This is a genomic window from Streptomyces sp. NPDC001020 (genome assembly GCF_053599115.1).
Genome location: NZ_JBSFLQ010000009.1, coordinates 49,959 through 69,647, shown reverse-complemented (window position 1 = coordinate 69,647; position 19,689 = coordinate 49,959). Strand labels below are relative to the sequence as shown.

The following is a 19,689-nucleotide window of genomic DNA, read 5'->3' as shown; positions in this document are numbered from 1 at the left end:
CCCGAGCTACTGGCAGCGGTGGTCAGCGCCAGTTCGTGTCGTGGCTGAGGCGGTGGTGGTGGGCGTCGTACTGGTCGACGGTGGTGATGGTCTGTCCGTTGCGGATGGGTGCGGCCCAGGCGCGGTAGGTGGTGCCGGGGACGGTGGTCGTGGTGGCCTTTACCCGGGTGCCGTCGGAGAGGGAGACCATGCCGTAGGCGACGTCGGGTTCGGGGTTGGAAACGATCAGTCGGGTGCCGCTGAGGCCTTTTTCGTGGAGGCCCCACAGGCCCATTTCTCCGGCGGCCTGGGGGTCGTGTGTGCCGGTGACGGGCTGGCAGTCGGCCCAGGGGCCGGCTTGGTGGTCGATGCGGACACCGCCGATGAACATGCGCTGGCACAGCAGGGATGTGCCCGGTGCGGTGGTGCCGTCGTGGAGTGTGGGCAGGGTGTAGCCCTTGGGCAGCGTCCGGTGGAACTCCAATGCCACCGACCAACGGTGACTGCCCGTCGTCCCCTCGGCCACCCGGACACTGACTGTGTCGGGGGTCGGGGAAAAGGTGGGGATCGCCGCGGGTGGGGGCTGGCGCGCAGGTCCGACGGCACGAGGTGACGGCTTCAGGAACGGAAGTGCCAGGCCGAGGGCAAGGACGCAGATGGCACTGGCCACGGCAGCCGCGGCCCGGCGACGTTTCCTTCGGGCGCGCGCGATGGTCAGGATCTGGTCGACGGGGGCCTGGGACGAGGGGTAGGCGTCGCGTGACCGGGCGAAGGCGACGCGTAGCCGGTCTTCTTGATCGTGGTCAGGAGTCATCGTGCCTCTGCAGGGCGGCTGGGCAGGTAGTTGCGGGCGAGAGCCGAACGGCTGCGCAGTTTGGCCAAGGCCCGGGACGCCTGGCTCTTCACGGTGCCCACTGAACAGCCGAGGACGTCTGCCACCTCCTCGGCGGACAGGTCCTCGCAGTAGCGCAGCACCACGACGGCCCGCTGGCGCTCGGGCAGGTCGGCGAGGTCGCGGGCCAAGGCGTCGTACACGTCCACGCTCCCGACACCCGCCCCGTCGTCATGGGCGGGGCGGATGTCAGGCAGGGACGGGAGAAGGAGGTGGGTGATCCGGCGGCGGCGATGCCGGCTGCGGTTGGTGTTGACCAGTGCCCGTCGAACGTAGTGTTCGGCGCGCTCTGGCTCGAGTCGCTGCCAGTGCGGGTACACCTTTGCCAGCGTGGTCTGCACCAGGTCTTCCGCCTCGTGGAAGTCGCCGGTGAGCAGGTACGCGGTGTGGGTCAGGGCTCGCCAACGGGCGGTGACGAACCGGGTGAACTCCGAGTCCGGTCCGCTGTCCGCGGCCCTGCGGTCACTTGGCTGCACGGCAGGAGGTGCCCGTCCTTCGTCTGGGTGGTCAGCGCCAGTTCGTGTCGTGGCTGAGGCGGTGGTGGTGGGCGTCGTACTGGTCGACGGTGGTGATGGTCTGTCCGTTCCGGATGGGTGCGGCCCAGGCGCGGTAGGTGGTGCCGGGGACGGTGGTCGTGGTGGCCTTTACCCGGGTGCCGTCGGAGAGGGAGACCATGCCGTAGGCGACGTCGGGTTCGGGGTTGGAAACGATCAGTCGGGTGCCGCTGAGGCCTTTTTCGTGGAGGCCCCACAGGCCCATTTCTCCGGCGGCCTGGGGGTCGTGTGTGCCGGTGACGGGCTGGCAGTCGGCCCAGGGGCCGGCTTGGTGGTCGATGCGGACACCGCCGATGAACATGCGCTGGCACAGCAGGGATGTGCCCGGTGCGGTGGTGCCGTCGTGGAGTGTGGGCAGGGTGTAGCCCTTGGGCAGCGTCCGGTGGAACTCCAATGCCACCGACCAACGATGCCCGTCCACCAGGCCCTTGCCGATCACCTGCGTGACCACCTGCGGCGCCTGCTGGTGAGCGGAAGCAGGGTGCTTGGCGACGACGGACGCGGGTGCCGATGCGGGAGCGGATGCCGGGTGGGCGGTCGAGCCCGTCGCCGCGATCGCGGAGGCACCGAACGAGATCCCTCCGAGTACGGCGACGGCGACGGCCGCAAGGGCTGTCTTCCTGGCGAAACTGAGAGCCACGGAGCATTTCTCCTTCAAAGCTGCCGCCCGACAGCACGCCGGGCGGTCATCGACGGTCGGCGCGCTGGGCCCGCGTGCCGACCTGCAGCGATCACCAGGAGCGGTGGCCGCGGCTTGGACGTCCGCTCGTAGGTACTCCCGAACACCCTCGGCGGGTTGCACGCCCGAGCGGAATCGGTTCGAAGCTTCCTTGCACGCTTGAGCAGGGGACCGGGCTGCCGCGCCGGGTGGAACCCGGCTCACTGTCGCTTGCCGGCCAGTGAGGCATGCGTGTTGTCGTCCGGCTTCGTCGACAGGGAGACGTTGGTCGTCGCGTACGACGGAATCCACGGCGGAGGCTTCGACAGGCAGCTTGCTGACGATTCTCATGCTGCCGACGGCCGGAAAAGGCCTCGAACGGGTCGGCGCTGTCCTTCGAATCCGCCTCATAGAAGGAGGCATTCACAGGCGAGTTGAAGGCCGACCGGGTACCCGCATCCGACTGGCCAGGTCCCGGGCACAGTTCGTCTGTCTCGCCTGCCGGATCCTCACCCACGACGGCCGGGTGAACCACTGATCACCCCGAAGAACGGGGCTGCGTGACAAGTTGAGTCCGTGTAAGGAATTTCACGGATCCTGGATTTCCGCCTCCGCATTCTGGGCGGAGTGATTGATCTCCGCTTCGGCCCATGCGGGGCTTTCGCTCAATCGCCGCGTCGGGTCCACCTGCCGGCCGCCTCGGCCCGGGGAACTCCGGACGTCGAGCGGCGTCTGGGGGTGCGGGCATGTCGCGCGTCGGCCGGCCCATGCAGTGCTGACAGGCCGACATGTCGGTGAGTATGCAGTCCACTTGCCTGCGGCAGGTCACGTAGCCGATTTCCGATATGTCCGGCTGATTGCACCCTCGGTGCATGACTCTTCTCCGCCAGTGACTTTATTCACGATCTGCGATAGTCCACACCGCCGTCACAACCGACCGCAATATCTGCACTCCCTTCACAGGTCGACGGGGGAACGCCATCCAGCGGTTCGGGTGGAAAACTCCCCGAGGTTGCCCGGGGCGCCAGAACAATGATTCGATCGCGTCTGAAGGCGGTGACTGGCAGTCACCAAACAACTCTGTGCCTACATTCTCCCGACGCTTGAGATCGTCGGTTCCGGGCGCGGCAAGGATGAGAACCGGAGGGAGCAACGTGGGTTGCTCACACGCCGTCGAATGCCCGCTTTTCCCTCTCCTCAGGGCGAGTTTGCGGGGTTGGCGCGACTACTACTGCGACAGTGCGCATCAGTGGCAGGACTGTGCTCGCTACCGGACGGCACTCACCGGCGAGCCGGTGCCGATCAGCCTGCTGCCCAATGGAGCCACTGCGCGACACCTCGAAGGCGCGGCCGACGTGAACCGGCGTGGTCCGGCCCATCCGGCGCAGGCACAAGCGCAGCCGCCCCGGCAGGCTCCGCCACCGCGCCAAGCTCCGCCGCCCCACCAAGCCCAGCCGCCGCAGGCACAACAGTTTCACCAGGCACAGCCGCTCCACCAGGCTCCGCCGCCACGAACCGATCCGTGGTCACCGGAGACCGGGGCGTGGTCCCAACCGACACCGGCCGGGCCACCTGAGCCTTCACAACCCTGGAACGCGGCGCCGGATGGTGCGATGCCGTTCGGAGCGACGCCCGCGTCAGCACCGGTCCGACCTCAACCACCGTCACCGTCCGCACGGATGCCCCAACCCCCGGACCCGCACCGCACCGCTCGGCCCGAGCGGCAGGAGCCCGGCCCCAGGCGGGGCTGGTGGGCTCGACTCGTCGATTGGATGAGAGGTCCCGCATGAGTTCCTACTGGCCCTGGTGGGCGGGCGCTGTCGGGCTCGCTCTGGTCACCATCAACTACGCCCTCACCACCGATCGATCCTTCGGCGTGTCGGCGGCCTGGGATCGCGTGCTGCACTGGCGCAGGGAACGCCGTCTCGAGCGGGCGGAGGAGGAGTTCACCGACGAGCAGGCGCTTGTCGACGCGCTCGCCGCAGCCACCGCGGAGCACTTCGGCACCGCTCCCGGCTCGCCCGCCGCGCCGCAGGCTCCGTACGGTGCGCCCTACGGTGAGCCGCAGGCTCCCTACGCGTCGCAGCCCCCGTACGGCATGTCGCAGCCTCCCTACGGTGAGCCGCAGACTTCGTACGCGTCGCAGCCCCCGTACGGCACGCCGCAGCCCCCGTACGGCACGCCGCAGCCTCTCTACGGTGAGCCGCAGCCGCCGACCCCGGTCGTCGAACCGGTGGCGGACGAGACTTCCTCCGTCACGAACCGGCGCCCGGCCCCGCTGGTCACCCAGGCCGCCCTGCTGGTGTCGATCTTCCTCGGCGGACTGATCGCCTCGTTGGCGTCCGGGCGGTTCAAACTCCGCTACGACATGGGCCCGGGCTTTCGGGACCTGGTGACCGGCGATCCCCTCACCATGGTCGTTCTGCTGTTCCTGGGAGGCGTGCTGGTGGGCTTCGGCACACGGCTGGCCGGCGGGTGCAGCTCCGGCCACGGACTCAACGGCTGTGGCCGACTGCAGCCGGTCAGCCTCGTCGCGACCGCTGTGTTCTTCGGCACCGCCGCCGGGGTGTCGTTCCTGTTGTGGAAGGTGATCTGATGCGTACCCGAGGTGCGATCCTGCTGGCCAACATCATCACCGGGCTGGCCCTCGGCTTCACCCTCAGCAACATCGGTTTCGTCGACTACGCCGAGCTGAACCGCATGTTCACCTTCCAGGACCTGCGGATGCTGCTGTCCTTCGCCGGCGCCGTCGTGATCATCGCGTGTGTGTTCGCCGTGTTGCGGGTCCGTCGCACGCCGGGACGTATCCATGCCGGCGTGATCCCCGGCGCGGTGCTGTTCGGCACGGGCTGGGCGATCTCGGGCGGATGCCCGGCCATTCCGATCGCCCAGGTCGCCGGCGGCTACCTGCCCGCCCTGGTCACCATCGCCGGTGTCGTGGTCGGCATCCGCCTGGCCCGCTGGGCCAGCGCCCGGTACTTCCCCATCGACCGCGGCTCCTGCGGGCTGTGACGAGGGGCGGTCACCGCGTGGCCTAGCTGACCGCCCGCAACCAGTACCTCGTACGACCGTCCCCACCGCAACGCCCGGTGACGGCATAGCACTTGCCTCCGCAGCTCCGTCCACGGAGCCCCACGCGCAGGTGTGGGCGGGGAAGTTGACGAAGCCCCCTTCGCACGGAAACGCAGTGTGGAGGGGGCTTCGTCGTGGTGTGTTGCGCTCATCCCCCGTCCAGCGTCCGCCGACGCGGCTCACGCTCTTCGTCGTCGTACGCTGAGGGCATGTCGTCGCGCCGCAGGAGCTGTCCCGAGTGCCATCGGGAGATCGCCGTCGTCGCGGGGCGGTTCGCGCGGCACGACCCGCGGGAGCCGCGGAGCGGCGGGACGCTCGTCTCGTGCCCCGGATCCCGCAGGCTCGCCCAGGCCGATGCCGCGCAGCCCACCCTCGACGGGTACGTCCTACCGGAGTTCCCCGGTCAACTTCCCCTCTTCTGAATCCGGGGCCGCGACCTCTCGCAAAAACACATCTGACGCTCCGTCAGGAAGCCTGCGCACCCGCTCAGTTCCCTGCCACCGCCTTCACCGCCACGGACACCGGGGTCGAACCGCTCGTCAGTTCCAGAGTCAGACCGGCCGTCGCGGGCGTGTCGATCAGTTCCGCGAGGACCGCCGCCACGTCGTCGCGCGGGATCATGCCGCGGCCGGTGTGCGCCTCCAGACGGACCAGGCCCTTGCCGGCATCGCTCGTCAGCGAGCCGGGGCGCAGGATCGTCCAGTCCAGGGACTTGTGGGCGCGTACGTACGCGTCGGCCTCCCCCTTCGCGCGCAGATAGACGTCGAAGACCTCGTCGCCCGCGTGTTCCGGGTCCGCACCCATGGACGAGATGACGACGAAGCGGCGTACGCCCGCCCGTTCCGCCGCGTCCGCGAACAGGATCGCCGCGTCCCGGTCCACGGTGTGCTTGCGGGCCGCACCGCTGCCCGGGCCGGCGCCCGCCGCGAAGACGGCGGCGTCGGCACCCTCCAGGTGCCCCGCGACCTCCTCGGCCGCCGCCGACTCCAGATCGCACACGATCGGATCGGCACCCGCCGTCCGCAGATCGTCGGCCTGTTCCGCGTGGCGGATGATTCCCGCCACCTCGTCCCCGCGCGCGGCGAGCAACCGCTCCAGCCGCAGCGCGATCTGACCATGACCACCAGCGATGACAATGCGCATGTTTCCGACCGTACGCCCGGAGGAACGCCTTCGCCGCGCGACTTCACGCACGGTTCCAGTTCTCACGAGTGAACACCACGCCCCTTGCGCACCGCGCCGTCCGCGCACGCTGTCCCGGGCGTCGTGCGTCCCTGCCCAGAGGGTCCCGGCCCCACACCCGGTCCGCGCCCTACGCCTCCGTGACCCGCGCCTGCCGAGGCAGGTCCAGCGCCACCGCCGCCGAGTCGCAGTACTCCCGGACCGCGCTGGTACGAGCCACCACGCGCCCCCGATGCACCACGACGCGGCTGTACGCGAGCGAGAGCGCGCCCGCCAGCCGGTCACCGCGCACGGCGAGCAGTTCCGCGGGGAAGCCGGCCTCCACGCGCACCTCGGGCAGGCCGAGTGCGGCCCGCGCGGACGCGCTCACCGCGGCGTAAGCCTCCTCGGGGCTCCAGCCGTACCGCGATGCCAACAGGTACGCGGCCTCCAACGGGTCGCCGCGTCCCACGGGATTCGACACGTCCCTGAGCGCCCCGCTGCCCGCCGCCACCCGCACCCCGGCCGACCGCAACAGCCGTACCGGAGCCGTGCCGCGCCGGTCGACGCCGCCGCAGCCTCCCTGCGGCAGGCAGATCACGGTCACTCCGGCGGCGGCGAGTTGGTCGGCGGCACGCGCGGCCGTCTCCGCCGGAAGTCGTCCGAGACCGGCGCACGGGCCGAGTGTCACCCCGGGGCGCAGCCCGCCCGCCATCGCAGCGAACCGGGCGAGGCGCGCCGGATCGTCAGCGTCCGTGTGCAGGTCGACCGGGCAGCCGGACTCGGAGGCCAGTTCCAGAACCGCTTCCACATAGCCGGTCGGATCGGGGTCCGTGTCCGGGCAGCCGCCCACCACCGTCGCGCCCATCTTCACCGCGTCTCGCAGCATCGCGAGCCCGTCCGCACCGGCGGCCCCGGTCAGCACCCGTGGCATCGCCACCGCCGTCAACTCGGCGAGCCCGCTGAGCGAGCGCCGCGCCCCCAGTACCGCCGCGAGCGCGTCCAGGCCCTGTACGTCACCGATGTGCACATGCGAACGCAGAGCCGTCGCGCCATGGCCGAGCTGCAGCAGAGTGGCCTCGGTGGTGCGGCGCTGGATCTCCTCGAGGGCGTACGACACCGGGCGGTCGCCGTCCGCCGAAAGGGCCGTGTCGCCGTGCGCGTGCGGCTCGGCGGGCGCCGGAAGGAGCAGATAGCCCCCGAGGTCGACGCGGGTCCCGACGCCTCCCGTCGCCAGGCTGCCGGCGGTGCCGACCGCCTCGATGCGCCCGCCGCCCAGCCGTACGTCCACGGTCCGGCCGTCGGTGAGTCGTGCCCCGCACAGCAGCAAGGCGGCCGGGTCGGACGGTCCCGACGGCGAGGACGAGGAATGGGGCGGCTGCGGTCGGCTGTCGGCCATCGCGTTCCTGAAGGCTCGGGGGTGGCTGCGATCGTGGGGACAAGATCACGCAGAGTGAGTCGAGCCTAGGGTGGAGACCCGCCCGGGACGGGGAGGAGCGCAATAGTCGTACCGGTGTGGCCCCTACTGCCCCGCCTACTGCGAGAAGCCCCTTCCGCTTCGGCCACTCCTGGTGCCCCGGTGGCGCGGCGGCCGCCGTCGCTCGCGGCGCGGGAGTGGCTCGGGAAACGTCCGGGGAACCGTGGGGGACAGGCCGGGCGGGTGCCGCGAAACGGATTTGGGCGAACGGCAGGCGACCGTGTAATGTCTTCATCGCTCGCCCCAATAGCTCAGTCGGCAGAGCGTCTCCATGGTAAGGAGAAGGTCAACGGTTCGATTCCGTTTTGGGGCTCTGGTGTGAGAGGTTCCCGTCGCAAGACGGGGCCCGATCGCATCGCAGCGGTGTAGCTCAGTCGGTAGAGCAAGCGGCTCATAATCGCTGTGTCACCGGTTCAAGTCCGGTCACCGCTACTCGTAGTAGCCGATTGCGGGGTCGGTCCTTCAGTCGGCTACTCTTTCATGCGTTAGATTTCGTCCACCTGTTCGTCAAGGAGCACTCACGTGGCTGCCACCGACGTCCGCCCGAAGATCACGCTGGCCTGCGTGGAGTGCAAGGAGCGGAACTACATCACCAAGAAGAACCGGCGTAACAACCCGGACCGTCTTGAGATGAAGAAGCACTGCCCGCGTTGCAACGCGCACACCGCGCACCGCGAGACGCGATAAATCAGGCTCAAAGCGAGGCCGCCCCCACAAGCAAGGGGGCGGCCTCGCTGCGTTACGCCAGGTCGAGAGGTCCGTGACCGGGCCACCCGGCGCGTGCGCGCCCCGTACCCGCGAGCCCGCGGTATCGGCGGGACCGGGCCGCCGCACGGGTGAGAACGCGCGCGGACACGCCCAGGGGCCTACGGCCCGTCATGGCTGCCCAACCGTGAACCGCCACACTCACAGACGACCACGACTGGTCGTAGGGCTGGCGGAAGACTGACGGCCCGCCGGCCGGACGGGAACCTCCGGTCACGGACCGGGCAGAATCAGTCACGTCGGCCGAACGGAGATCCGGCCTCGTCGGTGGCACCGGCGAGGGCGAACCCGCTGAACAACCAGGAGGTGCCGAGCCCATGGCGCTCGACCAGTCCTTCGTGGGGCGGTCCTACCCGCCCACCGACCCCTACGAGGTCGGCCGGGAGAAGATCCGCGAGTTCGCGGAGGCGATCGGAGACGCCGGCCCGGCCTACACCGACCCGGAAGCCGCCAAGGCGCTCGGCCACACCGATGTGATCGCCCCCCCGACGTTCGTCTTCACGATCACCTACAAGGCCGCGGGCCAGGTCATCCAGGACCCCCAGCTCGGCCTGGACTACAGCCGGGTGGTGCACGGCGACCAGAAGTTCGCCTACAGCCGCCCGGTACGCGCCGGTGACCGGCTGAGCGTCACCTCGACCATCGAGTCGATCAAGTCCCTCGCCGGCAACGACGTCCTGGACATCCGCGGCGAGGTCCACGACGAGGCCGGTGAGCACGTGGTGACCGCCTGGACCAAGCTCGTGGCCCGGGCGCCCGAAGAGGAGGCATGACGCGGATGACCGCGAAGATCGCGTACGACGCCGTCGAGGTCGGCATGGAACTCCCGGCGCAGAGCTTCCCCGTCACCCGAGCCACGCTCGTGCGGTACGCGGGTGCCTCCGGGGACTTCAACCCGATCCACTGGAACGAGAGGTTCGCCAAGGAGGTCGGCCTGCCGGACGTGATCGCGCACGGCATGTTCACCATGGCCGAGGCGATCCGCGTGGTGACCGACTGGGTCGGTGACCCCGGTGCTGTCGTCGAGTACGGCGTCCGCTTCACCAGGCCCGTCGTCGTCCCCGACGACGACCAAGGCGCCCTCGTCGAGGTCAGCGGCAAGGTCGCGGCCAAGCTCGACGACAACACCGTCCGCGTCGACCTCACGGCGATGAGCGCGGGACAGAAGGTCCTGGCCATGTCGCGGGCGGTTGTACGGCTGGCCTGAGAGCAGGCCAACGGCAGTGCGACCGGCCGTGAGGGGCGTCCGCCATTGCGGGCGCCCCTCACGCGAGCGCGGCCCGCTACTGGAACGAACGGCCCACCGCCTAACCACGCCTGACGGAGCGGTGTTTCCACGCGGCAGACCGCTTGACGTAGTTAGTGATTGAGCACTAACTTTCTCGCATGGTCAGGATGAGCGCAGAGGAGAGGCGCGAGAGCGTCATCCGCGCGGCGACAGCCGAGTTCGCGCAGAAGGGCTACTACGGCACCTCCACCGAGGCGATCGCCAAGCGTGTGGGCGTCTCGCAGCCGTATCTCTTCCGACTCTTTCCCGGCAAGAAGGCGATCTTCGTCGCCGCCTCGCGCCGGTGCGTCGAGGACGTGTGCCGGGCCTTCGGGGAGGCCGCCGAGGGGCTTGAGGGCGAGGAGGCCCTGCATGCCATGGCGAATGCGTACACGCGGCTGATCGCGGAGCACCCCGAGAGGCTCCTGATGCAGATGCAGACATACATCGCCGTGGCGGCCGCCGAAGCGGAGGGGGACCGCGAGTTCGGTGAAACGGTCCGAGCCGGGTGGATGAAGCTCTGGGAGACGGTGCACCTGCCGTTGGGGGCCGACGTGAACGAGACCACGACGTTCCTGGCGTACGGGATGCTCGTCAACACCCTCGCGGCCATGGGTTTTCCGCCGGAACACCCGGTCTGGCAGGGGATGTACCCGTCAGCCCGGCTCAAGGGCCGACTGGAGAAGTAGCGAAACGGTGGCGAGAGGCCCGTCGGTGGCCTTTTCGTTGCTCAGGAAGTTAGTAATCGATAACTAATAGTCGAGCGATGTACCCGCTGGGGGAGCGATGTCACAGCAGCACACAGCACGACGCGGGGGAGCGGGCTGGGCCCTCGTGATCACCGGGGTTGCCGGATTCATGGCGGCCCTCGACAACCTCGTCGTCACCACTGCCCTGCCCTCCATCCGCAAGGACCTCGGGGGCGCGCTGGACGACCTGGAGTGGACCGTGAGCGCGTACACGCTCACCTTCGCGGTCCTCCTCATGTTCGGCGCGGCCCTCGGCGACCGGTTCGGCCGCCGGTGGCTCTTCCTCGTCGGGCTGGGCGTCTTCACCGCCGCCTCCGCCGCCGCGGCCATGGCGCCCGGCATCGACTCCCTGATCGCGGCCCGCGCCGTGCAGGGCGTCGGCGCGGCCATCATGATGCCGCTCACCCTGACCCTGCTGACCGCCGCCGTTCCGGTCGAGAAACGCGGGATGGCGTACGGGATCTGGGGAGCCGTCAACGGACTCGCGGTCGCCTCCGGGCCCCTCATCGGCGGCAGCCTCACCGAACACATCTCCTGGCACTGGATCTTCTGGCTGAATGTCCCGCTGGGCCTCGCCGTGATGCCTCTCGCCCGCCTCCGCCTCGCCGAGTCGTACGGCAGCAGCGCCTCGCTCGACATCCCCGGCACCCTGCTCGTCAGTGGTGGTCTCTTCGGGATCGTGTACGGGCTGGTGCGCGGCCCGGTCGACGGCTGGACCGGTTCCCTCGTACTGACGGGCCTGTTCGCGGGCACCGCGCTGCTCGTCGGCTTCATCCGTCACGGCATCCGCCACCAGAACCCCATGCTCCCCATGCGGCTCTTCCGCTCCCGCGCCTTCTCCGGGATCAACGCCGCGAGCCTGTTGATGTTCCTGGGGATGTTCGGCTCGATCTTCCTGCTCAGCCAGTACCTGCAGGGCGTGCTGGGCTACTCGCCGACCCAGGCGGGCCTGCGGATGCTGCCCTGGACGGGCATGCCCATGCTGATCGCGCCGGCCGCCGGATACCTCTCCGACCGCATCGGCGGACGCCCGGTCGTCGCCGCCGGACTCTTCCTGCAGGCCGTCGGGCTCGCCTTCTTCGCCTCCGTGGTCGCAACCGACACCTCGTACGTGGCCCAGTTGCCCGCACTGATCATCAGCGGCATCGGGATGTCCCTCTACTTCGCCCCGGCCGCCAGCCTGGTCATGTCCAGCGTCCGGCCGCAGGAGGAGGGCATCGCGTCCGGCGCGAACAATGCTCTGCGCGAGGTCGGCGGCGCGCTCGGCATCGCGGTCATGTCGTCGATCTTCGCGGCGCAGGGCGGCTATGAGAGCGCACAGCGCTTCGTGGACGGGTTGCGGCCGGCACTGGCGGTGGGGGCCGCGGTGGTGGCCCTGGCCGGAGTCGCGGCCCTGCTGATCCCGGCCAGGCGGCACACCGCACAGGGCCGGGCCGACGCGGCTCCGGCCCCGGCGCTGGAGACGGTCGCGCCCTGAGCCGCCTCCTTCCCGCACCACCGTCCCGCAGCCTCCGTGGCGAACGACACGGCCTCGCCGGTCCTCCGGCGGGGCCGTCCGCGCGCTGTGAGGCGTCCCGTGTGCGATGCGGAGCCGTTCGATGGCGTCTCGTAGTCTTGGGCGCGTGCAGGAACTCCACGACGCCCCGCTCGCCCCGCTGACCACCTTCCGGCTGGGCGGCCCCGCCACCCGCCTGATCACCGCCACCACCGACGCCGAGGTGATCTCCGCTGTTCAGGAGGCCGACGACTCCGGTACGCCGCTGCTGCTGATCGGCGGCGGATCCAACCTCGTCATCGGCGACAAGGGCTTCGAGGGCACCGCCCTGCGCATCGCCACGACGGGCTTCTCCCTCGACGGCACAAGGCTGGAACTGGCCGCCGGCGAGGTGTGGACCGATGCCGTCGCCCGCACCGTCGAAGCCGGTCTCGCCGGTATCGAGTGCCTCGCCGGAATCCCCGGCTCCGCGGGCGCCACCCCGATCCAGAACGTCGGCGCGTACGGCCAGGAGGTCTCCTCGACGATCACCGAGGTGGTCGCGTACGACCGCAGGACGCGCGAGACGGTCACGCTGGCGAACGAGGAGTGTGCGTTCTCCTATCGCGCGAGCCGCTTCAAGGCCGACCCCGAGCGTTATGTGGTGCTGCGTGTCCGCTTCGAACTGGAGGACGCGCAGGGGCTCTCGGCCCCCCTCAGGTACGCCGAGACGGCCCGCGTGCTCGGTGTCGAGGCGGGCGACCGCGTACCGCTCTCAGCCGCCCGGGAGACCGTCCTGAAGCTGCGTGCGGGGAAGGGCATGGTCCTGGACCCCGAGGATCACGACACCTGGTCGGCGGGCTCCTTCTTCACCAACCCGATCCTCACCGACGAGGAGTTCGCCGCGTTCCACGCGCGCGTGAAGGAGCGGCTGGGCGAGGGCGCGCAGCCGCCCGCGTTCGCGACGGGCACCGGGCACGTCAAGACCTCCGCCGCCTGGCTGATCGACAAGGCGGGCTTCATCAAGGGATACGGCACCGGACCGGCCCGCATCTCCACCAAGCACACCCTGGCCCTCACCAACCGGGGCGAAGCCACCACCGAGGACCTGCTCGCCCTGGCCCGCGAGGTCGTGGCGGGAGTCCGGGACGCCTTCGGGATCACGCTGGTGAACGAGCCGGTGACGGTGGGCGTGCGCCTCTGAGACGCGGGTGGCCCTCAGTAGGCCACCCCCACCCCCTGCTTCACCGTCCCCGGGTCGTCGGCCATCGCCAGCATCGCGTGGGCGACGTCGGCGCGGCCGATGAAGCGGCCCTTGGACGGGAACCCGCCGACGACCGTGCGGTACGAGCCCGTGAGCGGCTTGTCCTGCAGGCGCGGCGGGCGTACGACCGTCCAGTCCGTGGCGCTGCGGGCCAGTTCCGCCTCCATCTCCCTCAGGTCGGCGTAGACGTCCTTGAGGATCGCCGAGATGAGGCCGCGGACCATGCGGTCGAGCGTGCCCGCGCCCTCGGCCTCGGGGCCGACCGGCGCCGCGCTCACCACCAGCAGCCGGCGCACCCCCTCCGCCTCAAGGGCGCCCAGCACCGTACGCGTCAGCCGCGTCGCCACCCCGGCGTCCTTGCGGCTGCGGGCGCCGAGCCCGGAGAGGACGGCGTCGCGGCCGGCGACCGCCGGGCGCAGCGCGTCGACGTCCGTCAGGTCCGCGCGCACCACCTCCAGGCCCGCGCCGGTCACGGCGAGCCGGGCGGGGTCCCGTACGACGGCGGTGACCTGGTGGCCCGCCGCCAGGGCCTGCGTGACGATTTCCCGGCCGATGCCGCCGGTGGCACCGAAAACGGTGAGCTGCATGGCGTGTCTCCGTATTTCCCGTTCGAGAATCGATGTGGTCGGCAGTGGGTGAGCATTCACTCACCTTGCCTGCCCTTAGGGTGAGTGAGCACTCACCCACCAGTCAAGCCTGGAGCGGACCGTCCATGGAATCCTTGTGCCCATGCAGCACAAAGGGGCGCGACAGAAGACGGCGCAGCAGAGACCGGCGCGGGTCCGTATCCTCGACGCCGCACACGAGCTGATGCTCACGGTGGGGCTCTCCCGTGCCACGACCAAGGAGATCGCCAAGGCGGCGGGCTGTTCCGAGGCCGCGCTCTACAAGTACTTCGCGAGCAAGGAGGAACTGTTCATCCGGGTCCTCGCGGAACGGCTGCCCCGGCTGAGCCCGCTGCTGAACGACCTGGCGGCCGACCCGGGCCGGCACACCCTGGGGGAGAACCTCACCGAGATCGCCCGCCAGGCGGCCCTCTTCTACGAGCAGAGCTTTCCGATCGCCGCGTCGCTGTACGCCGAGACCCAGCTCAAGCGGCGGCACGAGGAGGCGATGCGGCAGATGGGGTCGGGCCCGCACGTGCCGATCCAGTTGCTCGACACATACCTGCGTGCGGAGCAGGCCGTCGGACGGATCCGCGCCGACGCGGACACCTTCGCGGCGGCCTCGCTCCTGCTCGGCGCCTGCGCGCAGCGGGCCTTCGCCTACGACGCGACGGAGGCGGGCGAGCCCCCGCCCGTGGACGACTTCGCACGGCGCATCGCCCGGACGCTGCTGGGTGGGCTGTCCGTGGCCGAGAGCCCCTCGGCACAGGTATGAAGTACCCCGTGCGGGGCTGAGATCCGCGTCAGGCCGGATCCGCCCTGTGTCCGCGTCAAGCGGCCGGGCCGCTGAGCCAGGCGTCCACCCCCGACAACAGCCGCGCCCGCACGTCCGCCGGCGCAGCCGACCCGCGAACCGACTGCCGTGCCAGCTCCGCCAGCTCCCTGTCCGTGAAGCCGTGGTGGCGGCGGGCGATCTCGTACTGCGCCGCCAGGCGGGAGCCGAACAGCAGCGGGTCGTCGGCGCCCAGCGCCATCGGGACGCCCCCCTCGAACAGCGTCCGCAGGGGGACGTCCTCCGGCTTCTCGTAGACGCCGAGCGCCACGTTCGACGCCGGGCACACCTCACACGTCACCCCCCGGTCCGCCAGGCGCCTGAGCAGCCGCGGGTCCTCCGCGGCCCGCACCCCGTGGCCGATCCGGGTCGCGTGCAGATCGTCCAGGCAGTCACGGACCGACAACGGCCCCGCCAGCTCGCCACCGTGCGGCGCCGACAGCAGGCCACCGTCACGGGCGATCGCGAACGCGCGGTCGAAGTCCCGTGCCATGCCCCGGCGTTCGTCGTTCGACAGCCCGAAGCCCACCACCCCGCGGTCCTGGTAGCGCACCGCCAGCCGCGCCAGCGTGCGCGCGTCCAAAGGGTGCTTCATACGGTTCGCGGCGACCAGGACACGCATTCCGAGGCCCGTCTCCCGTATCGCCGTCTCCACCGCGTCCAGAATGATCTCCAGCGCCGGGATCAGGCCGCCCAGGCGCGGCGCGTACGAGGTCGGGTCCACCTGGATCTCCAGCCAGCCCGAGCCGTCCTTGAGGTCCTCCTCCGCGGCCTCCCGCACCAGCCGCTGGATGTCCTCCGGCTCTCTGAGGCACGACCGTGCCGCGTCGTACAGCCGCTGGAAGCGGAACCAGCCCCGCTCGTCCGTCGCCCGCAGCTTCGGCGGATCTCCGCTGACCAGCGCCTCGGTCAGCGCGTCAGGCAGCCGTACGCCGTACTTGTCGGCCAGTTCCAGCAGGGTGGTGGGCCGCATCGACCCGGTGAAGTGCAGGTGGAGATGGGCCTTCGGCAGCTCAGAGACATCACGTACACGCTCCATTCCAGGATGGTGCCGTACGTTCCCGCCCCGCCGATAGCGCTTTCCCCTTCCGTGGTCTTGCTCGCACAAACAAACGGGGGCCTGCCACCTCACCGCTGTGGTGGGTGGCAGGCCCCCGGAGAAACCGGAGCGGAACGTCAGTCCCGCGCCTCCGCGAGCAGCTTCTGGATCCTGCTCACGCCCTCGACCAGGTCCTCGTCACCGAGGGCGTAGGACAGCCGCAGATAGCCGGGGGTGCCGAAGGCCTCGCCCGGGACGACCGCGACCTCGGCCTCCTCCAGGATCAGTGCGGCCAGCTCCACCGAGTTCTGCGGACGCTTGCCGCGGATCTCCTTGCCGATCAGGGCCTTGACCGAGGGGTACGCGTAGAAGGCGCCCTCGGGCTCGGGGCAGACCACGCCGTCGATCTCGTTCAGCATCCGCACGATGGTCCTGCGCCGCCGGTCGAAGGCCTCGCGCATCTTCGCGACCGCCTCCAGGTCGCCCGAAACGGCTGCCAGCGCTGCCACCTGTGCGACGTTCGACACGTTGGACGTGGCGTGCGACTGCAGGTTCGTGGCGGCCTTGACGACGTCCTTCGGGCCGATGAGCCAGCCCACGCGCCAGCCCGTCATCGCGTACGTCTTGGCGACACCGTTGACCACGATGCACTTGTCGCGCAGTTCGGGCAGGAGCGCGGGCAGCGAGACGGACGTCGCGTCTCCGTAGACCAGGTGCTCGTAGATCTCGTCCGTCAGCACCCACAGGCCGTGCTCGACCGCCCAGCGGCCGATCGCCTCGGTCTCGGCCTGGCTGTAGACCGCGCCGGTCGGGTTCGAGGGGGAGACGAAGAGGAGGACCTTCGTCTTCTCCGTGCGGGCCGCCTCGAGCTGCTCGACGGAGACGCGGTAACCGGTCGTCTCGTCCGCGACGACCTCCACCGGGACACCGCCGGCCAGCCGGATCGACTCCGGGTACGTGGTCCAGTACGGCGCCGGGACGATCACCTCGTCGCCCGGGTCCAGGATCGCGGCGAAGGCCTCGTAGATGGCCTGCTTGCCACCGTTGGTGACCAGCACCTGGGAGGCGTCCACCTCGTAGCCGGAGTCACGCAGCGTCTTCGCGGCGATCGCGCTCTTCAGCTCCGGCAGACCACCGGCCGGCGTGTAGCGGTGGTACTTCGGGTTCTTGCAGGCCTCGACGGCGGCCTCGACGATGTAGTCCGGCGTCGGGAAGTCGGGCTCACCGGCGCCGAAGCCGATCACTGGACGCCCGGCGGCCTTGAGGGCCTTGGCCTTGGCGTCCACGGCAAGGGTGGCGGACTCGGAGATCGCGCCGATCCGGGCGGAGACCCGGCGCTCGGTGGGTGGGGTTGCAGCGCTCATGGAACACATCGTTCCAGACCGGAAACTCCCGCGGCACCCCGGTTTGACTTGTCGGCCGGAGCCACCGGCCCGCGAGCCCTTCGAAGGTGTGAACCGGCTTGCCCGGCCACATGGTTGCGGCCGGTGCGGACCGGGCCGGTGCCGCCGGGCTTCCGGCGGTCCAGCCCTGCCGTCGACCGTGCCGGCCGAAGCGGGTGCGGCCTCGACGCGGCCTGCGCGACGGGGCGGCAGGGTGCCTGCGACGGTACGTGAACAAATATCCGGAGTCGGGTGGTTGTGCAGTCGATCTTCGGGCGATCCGTCGTCGATCTTCGGCCGACAAAGCACCTGCGGACACTTTCTGTTCGACGACCGGCCGCTGAGCACGTACACTCTCACCTCGTTGGCCTTCGGCGGCCGCGATCGAGTGGGTGCACACCGAGCACCCGCCCGGATGCGGTACGTTGGGGTACGCAGCAAAGGGTCGTAGCTCAATTGGTAGAGCACTGGTCTCCAAAACCAGCGGTTGGGGGTTCAAGTCCCTCCGGCCCTGCTACACACTCCCCGACCAGGAAGTGTGCGCACAGTACGTACGTATTGCACTCGCCGTGCGGCTCCACCGGGCGCGGCACGGCCACGACCCGGGAATCAGGTGAGGACGAGTGACGGACGCCGTGGGCTCCATCGACATGCCTGACGCCCAGGACGAGGTGCAGGATTCGAAGAAGACCCGCAAGGGTGGCAAGCGAGCCAAGAAAGGCCCGCTCAAGCGCCTTGCTCTCTTCTACCGTCAGATCATCGCGGAGCTGCGCAAGGTCGTCTGGCCGACGCGGAACCAGCTGACGTCCTACACCACCGTGGTGATCTTCTTCGTCGCGATCATGATCGCGCTGGTGACTCTGATTGACTATGGACTCAACCACGGCGCCAAGTACGTCTTCGGCTGAGCCAAGAGCGAAGGACGCCGCGATTCCCGGGGCGTCCGTTTCGCATGTTCCACCCCTATGTATCCAGGAAGAAGCAGCCACCGTGTCTGACCCGAACCTGAACGACGCCACGGAGCCCCGCGGGGAGGCCGTCGAGTCCGTGGACGACGAGCTCGACATCGTCGAGGGCGCGGACGAGGTCGACGAGGCCGAGGCTGCCGAAGCCGCCGCGGGCGAGTCGGCCGAGGAGGCCGCCATGCACGTCGTGGACGAGGAAGAGGTCGTCGAGGGCGAGGCTGAGCCCGAACTCGACCCGGTCGAGAAGCTCCGCCAGGAGCTGCGCTCCCTGCCCGGCGAGTGGTACGTGATCCACACCTACGCCGGTTACGAGAACCGCGTGAAGACCAACCTCGAGCAGCGCGCCGTCTCGCTGAACGTCGAGGACTACATCTTCCAGGCCGAGGTGCCGCAGGAAGAGGTCGTCCAGATCAAGAACGGCGACCGCAAGACCATCCGCCAGAACAAGCTCCCCGGCTACGTCCTGGTGCGCATGGACCTGACCAACGAGTCCTGGGGTGTCGTGCGCAACACCCCCGGCGTCACGGGCTTCGTGGGCAACGCCTACGACCCCTACCCGCTGACCCTGGACGAGATCGTCAAGATGCTCGCCCCGGAGGCCGAGGAGAAGGCCGCTCGCGAGGCCGCCGAGGCCGAGGGCAAGCCGGCGCCGCAGCGCAAGGTCGAGGTCCAGGTGCTGGACTTCGAGGTCGGTGACTCGGTCACCGTCACCGACGGCCCGTTCGCGACGCTGCAGGCGACCATCAACGAGATCAACGCCGACTCCAAGAAGGTCAAGGGCCTCGTGGAGATCTTCGGTCGCGAGACGCCGGTCGAGCTGAGCTTCGACCAGATCCAGAAGAACTGATCCGGAAGCACCGGAACCTTCTGGTACGAGAGCTACCGGCCAGGTCGGGCAGGCTGCTGAAGCCTGTCTGACCTGCTCGGTTTTTAGCCGCGCAGGGATTCCCGTTAGGGTTGTGCGGTTGCCTGTGGGTATCCGATGCTCGCGGGCCAGGAAAACGAAAACGAAACGGGAGAGGACCCGGAATGCCTCCCAAGAAGAAGAAGGTCACGGGGCTCATCAAGCTCCAGATCCAGGCCGGCGCCGCCAACCCGGCTCCGCCGGTCGGCCCGGCGCTGGGCCAGCACGGCGTCAACATCATGGAGTTCTGCAAGGCCTACAACGCCGCGACCGAGTCGCAGCGTGGTTGGGTCATCCCGGTGGAGATCACGGTCTACGAGGACCGTTCCTTCACCTTCATCACCAAGACCCCGCCGGCCGCGAAGATGATCCTCAAGGCCGCGGGCGTGGAGAAGGGCTCCGGCGAGCCGCACAAGACCAAGGTCGCCAAGATCACCGAGGCGCAGGTCCGCGAGATCGCCACGACGAAGATGCCCGACCTCAACGCCAACGACCTGGACGCCGCCGCGAAGATCATCGCCGGTACCGCGCGTTCCATGGGCGTCACGGTCGAGGGCTGAACCCCACCTTCGTAGAACCCTGCGGCTGAAGGCCGCACGTGGCAGGGCCTGCTCGGTCCGTACCACGACTCCTTACAGAACACACAGGAG

Annotated in this window: 21 protein-coding genes and 3 tRNA genes; 16 read left to right on the top strand and 8 right to left on the bottom strand. The window is 69.7% G+C overall.

Annotation, left to right across the window (positions count from 1 at the left end; genetic code table 11):
- Positions 1-22 precede the first annotated feature (22 nt).
- From ACWDEX_RS10885 to ACWDEX_RS10875, 3 genes are read right to left on the bottom strand one after another with little or no spacing between them, the layout of a single operon-like run.
- Complete coding sequence (locus ACWDEX_RS10885; protein ID WP_450462930.1) at positions 23-793, bottom strand: hypothetical protein; 771 nt, start codon at positions 791-793, stop codon at positions 23-25.
- A complete protein-coding gene (locus ACWDEX_RS10880; protein ID WP_450462929.1) occupies positions 790-1,347 on the bottom strand; it encodes a SigE family RNA polymerase sigma factor in 558 nt (185 codons plus the stop codon). The genes ACWDEX_RS10885 and ACWDEX_RS10880 overlap by 4 nt, the downstream gene beginning before the upstream one ends.
- A gap of 31 nt (positions 1,348-1,378) precedes the next feature.
- Positions 1,379-2,065, bottom strand: coding sequence for a hypothetical protein (locus ACWDEX_RS10875; protein WP_450462928.1), 687 nt, complete (start codon positions 2,063-2,065; stop codon positions 1,379-1,381).
- A 1,804-nt stretch (positions 2,066-3,869) separates the two neighbouring features.
- Between ACWDEX_RS10875 and ACWDEX_RS10870 the strand changes: the two genes are divergently transcribed.
- The 3 genes from ACWDEX_RS10870 to ACWDEX_RS10860 all read left to right on the top strand — a co-directional run bounded on the left by ACWDEX_RS10870 (position 3,870) and on the right by ACWDEX_RS10860 (position 5,577).
- Complete coding sequence (locus tag ACWDEX_RS10870) at positions 3,870-4,679, top strand: YeeE/YedE thiosulfate transporter family protein (protein ID WP_450462927.1); 810 nt, start codon at positions 3,870-3,872, stop codon at positions 4,677-4,679.
- Positions 4,679-5,095: a YeeE/YedE thiosulfate transporter family protein gene (locus ACWDEX_RS10865; protein ID WP_450462926.1), complete on the top strand. Its 417-nt coding sequence runs from the start codon at positions 4,679-4,681 to the stop codon at positions 5,093-5,095. The genes ACWDEX_RS10870 and ACWDEX_RS10865 overlap by 1 nt, the downstream gene beginning before the upstream one ends.
- A gap of 269 nt (positions 5,096-5,364) precedes the next feature.
- On the top strand, positions 5,365-5,577 hold the full coding sequence (locus ACWDEX_RS10860; RefSeq protein WP_450462925.1) for a hypothetical protein: 213 nt from the start codon (positions 5,365-5,367) through the stop codon (positions 5,575-5,577).
- Positions 5,578-5,641: 64 nt separating this feature from the next.
- Here ACWDEX_RS10860 and ACWDEX_RS10855 read toward each other — a convergent pair whose 3' ends face one another.
- A complete protein-coding gene (locus ACWDEX_RS10855) occupies positions 5,642-6,298 on the bottom strand; it encodes an SDR family oxidoreductase (protein ID WP_450462924.1) in 657 nt (218 codons plus the stop codon).
- Between the two features lie 169 nt (positions 6,299-6,467).
- Positions 6,468-7,715 carry an amidohydrolase family protein gene (locus ACWDEX_RS10850; protein WP_450462923.1) on the bottom strand — a complete coding sequence of 416 codons (1,248 nt, stop codon included), beginning with the start codon at positions 7,713-7,715 and terminating at the stop codon, positions 6,468-6,470.
- Positions 7,716-8,033: 318 nt separating this feature from the next.
- Between ACWDEX_RS10850 and ACWDEX_RS10845 the strand changes: the two genes are divergently transcribed.
- The 8 genes from ACWDEX_RS10845 to ACWDEX_RS10810 all read left to right on the top strand — a co-directional run bounded on the left by ACWDEX_RS10845 (position 8,034) and on the right by ACWDEX_RS10810 (position 13,252).
- Positions 8,034-8,106 (top strand) — tRNA-Thr (locus ACWDEX_RS10845).
- Between the two features lie 46 nt (positions 8,107-8,152).
- Positions 8,153-8,225: transfer RNA gene (locus tag ACWDEX_RS10840), tRNA-Met, on the top strand.
- Between the two features lie 90 nt (positions 8,226-8,315).
- Complete coding sequence (rpmG, locus tag ACWDEX_RS10835; RefSeq protein ID WP_003948671.1) at positions 8,316-8,480, top strand: 50S ribosomal protein L33; 165 nt, start codon at positions 8,316-8,318, stop codon at positions 8,478-8,480.
- A 395-nt stretch (positions 8,481-8,875) separates the two neighbouring features.
- Entirely contained in the window at positions 8,876-9,331 is a 456-nt protein-coding gene (locus tag ACWDEX_RS10830; protein WP_450462922.1) for an FAS1-like dehydratase domain-containing protein, read from the top strand.
- A 5-nt stretch (positions 9,332-9,336) separates the two neighbouring features.
- Positions 9,337-9,765 (top strand): MaoC family dehydratase, encoded by a 429-nt coding sequence (locus tag ACWDEX_RS10825; RefSeq protein ID WP_450463085.1) that lies wholly within the window; start codon positions 9,337-9,339, stop codon positions 9,763-9,765.
- A 179-nt stretch (positions 9,766-9,944) separates the two neighbouring features.
- Entirely contained in the window at positions 9,945-10,514 is a 570-nt protein-coding gene (locus ACWDEX_RS10820) for a TetR/AcrR family transcriptional regulator (RefSeq protein ID WP_450462921.1), read from the top strand.
- 97 nt (positions 10,515-10,611) lie between these two features.
- Positions 10,612-12,051: a DHA2 family efflux MFS transporter permease subunit gene (locus ACWDEX_RS10815; RefSeq protein ID WP_450462920.1), complete on the top strand. Its 1,440-nt coding sequence runs from the start codon at positions 10,612-10,614 to the stop codon at positions 12,049-12,051.
- Between the two features lie 121 nt (positions 12,052-12,172).
- Positions 12,173-13,252 (top strand): UDP-N-acetylmuramate dehydrogenase, encoded by a 1,080-nt coding sequence (locus tag ACWDEX_RS10810; RefSeq protein WP_450462919.1) that lies wholly within the window; start codon positions 12,173-12,175, stop codon positions 13,250-13,252.
- 14 nt (positions 13,253-13,266) lie between these two features.
- Here ACWDEX_RS10810 and ACWDEX_RS10805 read toward each other — a convergent pair whose 3' ends face one another.
- On the bottom strand, positions 13,267-13,899 hold the full coding sequence (locus tag ACWDEX_RS10805) for an NAD(P)-dependent oxidoreductase (RefSeq protein ID WP_450462918.1): 633 nt from the start codon (positions 13,897-13,899) through the stop codon (positions 13,267-13,269).
- A gap of 142 nt (positions 13,900-14,041) precedes the next feature.
- Between ACWDEX_RS10805 and ACWDEX_RS10800 the strand changes: the two genes are divergently transcribed.
- Complete coding sequence (locus ACWDEX_RS10800; RefSeq protein ID WP_450462917.1) at positions 14,042-14,692, top strand: TetR/AcrR family transcriptional regulator; 651 nt, start codon at positions 14,042-14,044, stop codon at positions 14,690-14,692.
- Positions 14,693-14,747: 55 nt separating this feature from the next.
- On the opposite strand, the gene ACWDEX_RS10795 is transcribed toward ACWDEX_RS10800, so the two are convergent.
- Both ACWDEX_RS10795 and ACWDEX_RS10790 read right to left on the bottom strand, forming a co-directional pair.
- Positions 14,748-15,788 carry an adenosine deaminase gene (locus tag ACWDEX_RS10795; RefSeq protein ID WP_450462916.1) on the bottom strand — a complete coding sequence of 347 codons (1,041 nt, stop codon included), beginning with the start codon at positions 15,786-15,788 and terminating at the stop codon, positions 14,748-14,750.
- A gap of 137 nt (positions 15,789-15,925) precedes the next feature.
- Positions 15,926-17,152 carry a pyridoxal phosphate-dependent aminotransferase gene (locus tag ACWDEX_RS10790; RefSeq protein ID WP_450462915.1) on the bottom strand — a complete coding sequence of 409 codons (1,227 nt, stop codon included), beginning with the start codon at positions 17,150-17,152 and terminating at the stop codon, positions 15,926-15,928.
- Positions 17,153-17,611: 459 nt separating this feature from the next.
- Here ACWDEX_RS10790 and ACWDEX_RS10785 point away from each other — a divergent pair.
- The 4 genes from ACWDEX_RS10785 (at position 17,612) to rplK (ending at position 19,599) form a co-directional block, all read left to right on the top strand.
- Positions 17,612-17,684: transfer RNA gene (locus ACWDEX_RS10785), tRNA-Trp, on the top strand.
- A gap of 109 nt (positions 17,685-17,793) precedes the next feature.
- Positions 17,794-18,078 (top strand): preprotein translocase subunit SecE, encoded by a 285-nt coding sequence (gene secE, locus ACWDEX_RS10780; protein ID WP_450462914.1) that lies wholly within the window; start codon positions 17,794-17,796, stop codon positions 18,076-18,078.
- 82 nt (positions 18,079-18,160) lie between these two features.
- The gene (gene nusG, locus ACWDEX_RS10775) at positions 18,161-18,982 is read left to right on the top strand and encodes a transcription termination/antitermination protein NusG (RefSeq protein ID WP_450462913.1); all 822 of its coding nucleotides are present in this window, start codon (positions 18,161-18,163) and stop codon (positions 18,980-18,982) included.
- 182 nt (positions 18,983-19,164) lie between these two features.
- Positions 19,165-19,599 (top strand): 50S ribosomal protein L11, encoded by a 435-nt coding sequence (gene rplK, locus ACWDEX_RS10770; protein WP_053846805.1) that lies wholly within the window; start codon positions 19,165-19,167, stop codon positions 19,597-19,599.
- The last annotated feature ends 90 nt before the right edge of the window (positions 19,600-19,689 follow it).

Excerpts from the sequence above, each read along its gene's own strand:
- ACWDEX_RS10850 (WP_450462923.1), bottom strand. The coding sequence starts at position 7,715 with ATGGCCGACAGCCGACCGCAGCCGCCCCATTCCTCGTCCTCGCCGTCG.
- rplK (WP_053846805.1), top strand. The coding sequence starts at position 19,165 with ATGCCTCCCAAGAAGAAGAAGGTCACGGGGCTCATCAAGCTCCAGATC.
- ACWDEX_RS10825 (WP_450463085.1), top strand. The coding sequence starts at position 9,337 with ATGACCGCGAAGATCGCGTACGACGCCGTCGAGGTCGGCATGGAACTC.
- ACWDEX_RS10790 (WP_450462915.1), bottom strand. The coding sequence starts at position 17,152 with ATGAGCGCTGCAACCCCACCCACCGAGCGCCGGGTCTCCGCCCGGATC.
- ACWDEX_RS10800 (WP_450462917.1), top strand. The coding sequence starts at position 14,042 with ATGCAGCACAAAGGGGCGCGACAGAAGACGGCGCAGCAGAGACCGGCG.
- ACWDEX_RS10820 (WP_450462921.1), top strand. The coding sequence starts at position 9,945 with ATGGTCAGGATGAGCGCAGAGGAGAGGCGCGAGAGCGTCATCCGCGCG.
- ACWDEX_RS10810 (WP_450462919.1), top strand. The coding sequence starts at position 12,173 with ATGGCGTCTCGTAGTCTTGGGCGCGTGCAGGAACTCCACGACGCCCCG.
- ACWDEX_RS10885 (WP_450462930.1), bottom strand. The coding sequence starts at position 793 with ATGACTCCTGACCACGATCAAGAAGACCGGCTACGCGTCGCCTTCGCC.
- ACWDEX_RS10795 (WP_450462916.1), bottom strand. The coding sequence starts at position 15,788 with ATGGAGCGTGTACGTGATGTCTCTGAGCTGCCGAAGGCCCATCTCCAC.
- ACWDEX_RS10815 (WP_450462920.1), top strand. The coding sequence starts at position 10,612 with ATGTCACAGCAGCACACAGCACGACGCGGGGGAGCGGGCTGGGCCCTC.
- ACWDEX_RS10805 (WP_450462918.1), bottom strand. The coding sequence starts at position 13,899 with ATGCAGCTCACCGTTTTCGGTGCCACCGGCGGCATCGGCCGGGAAATC.
- ACWDEX_RS10830 (WP_450462922.1), top strand. The coding sequence starts at position 8,876 with ATGGCGCTCGACCAGTCCTTCGTGGGGCGGTCCTACCCGCCCACCGAC.
- ACWDEX_RS10860 (WP_450462925.1), top strand. The coding sequence starts at position 5,365 with ATGTCGTCGCGCCGCAGGAGCTGTCCCGAGTGCCATCGGGAGATCGCC.
- ACWDEX_RS10865 (WP_450462926.1), top strand. The coding sequence starts at position 4,679 with ATGCGTACCCGAGGTGCGATCCTGCTGGCCAACATCATCACCGGGCTG.
- ACWDEX_RS10855 (WP_450462924.1), bottom strand. The coding sequence starts at position 6,298 with ATGCGCATTGTCATCGCTGGTGGTCATGGTCAGATCGCGCTGCGGCTG.
- ACWDEX_RS10870 (WP_450462927.1), top strand. The coding sequence starts at position 3,870 with ATGAGTTCCTACTGGCCCTGGTGGGCGGGCGCTGTCGGGCTCGCTCTG.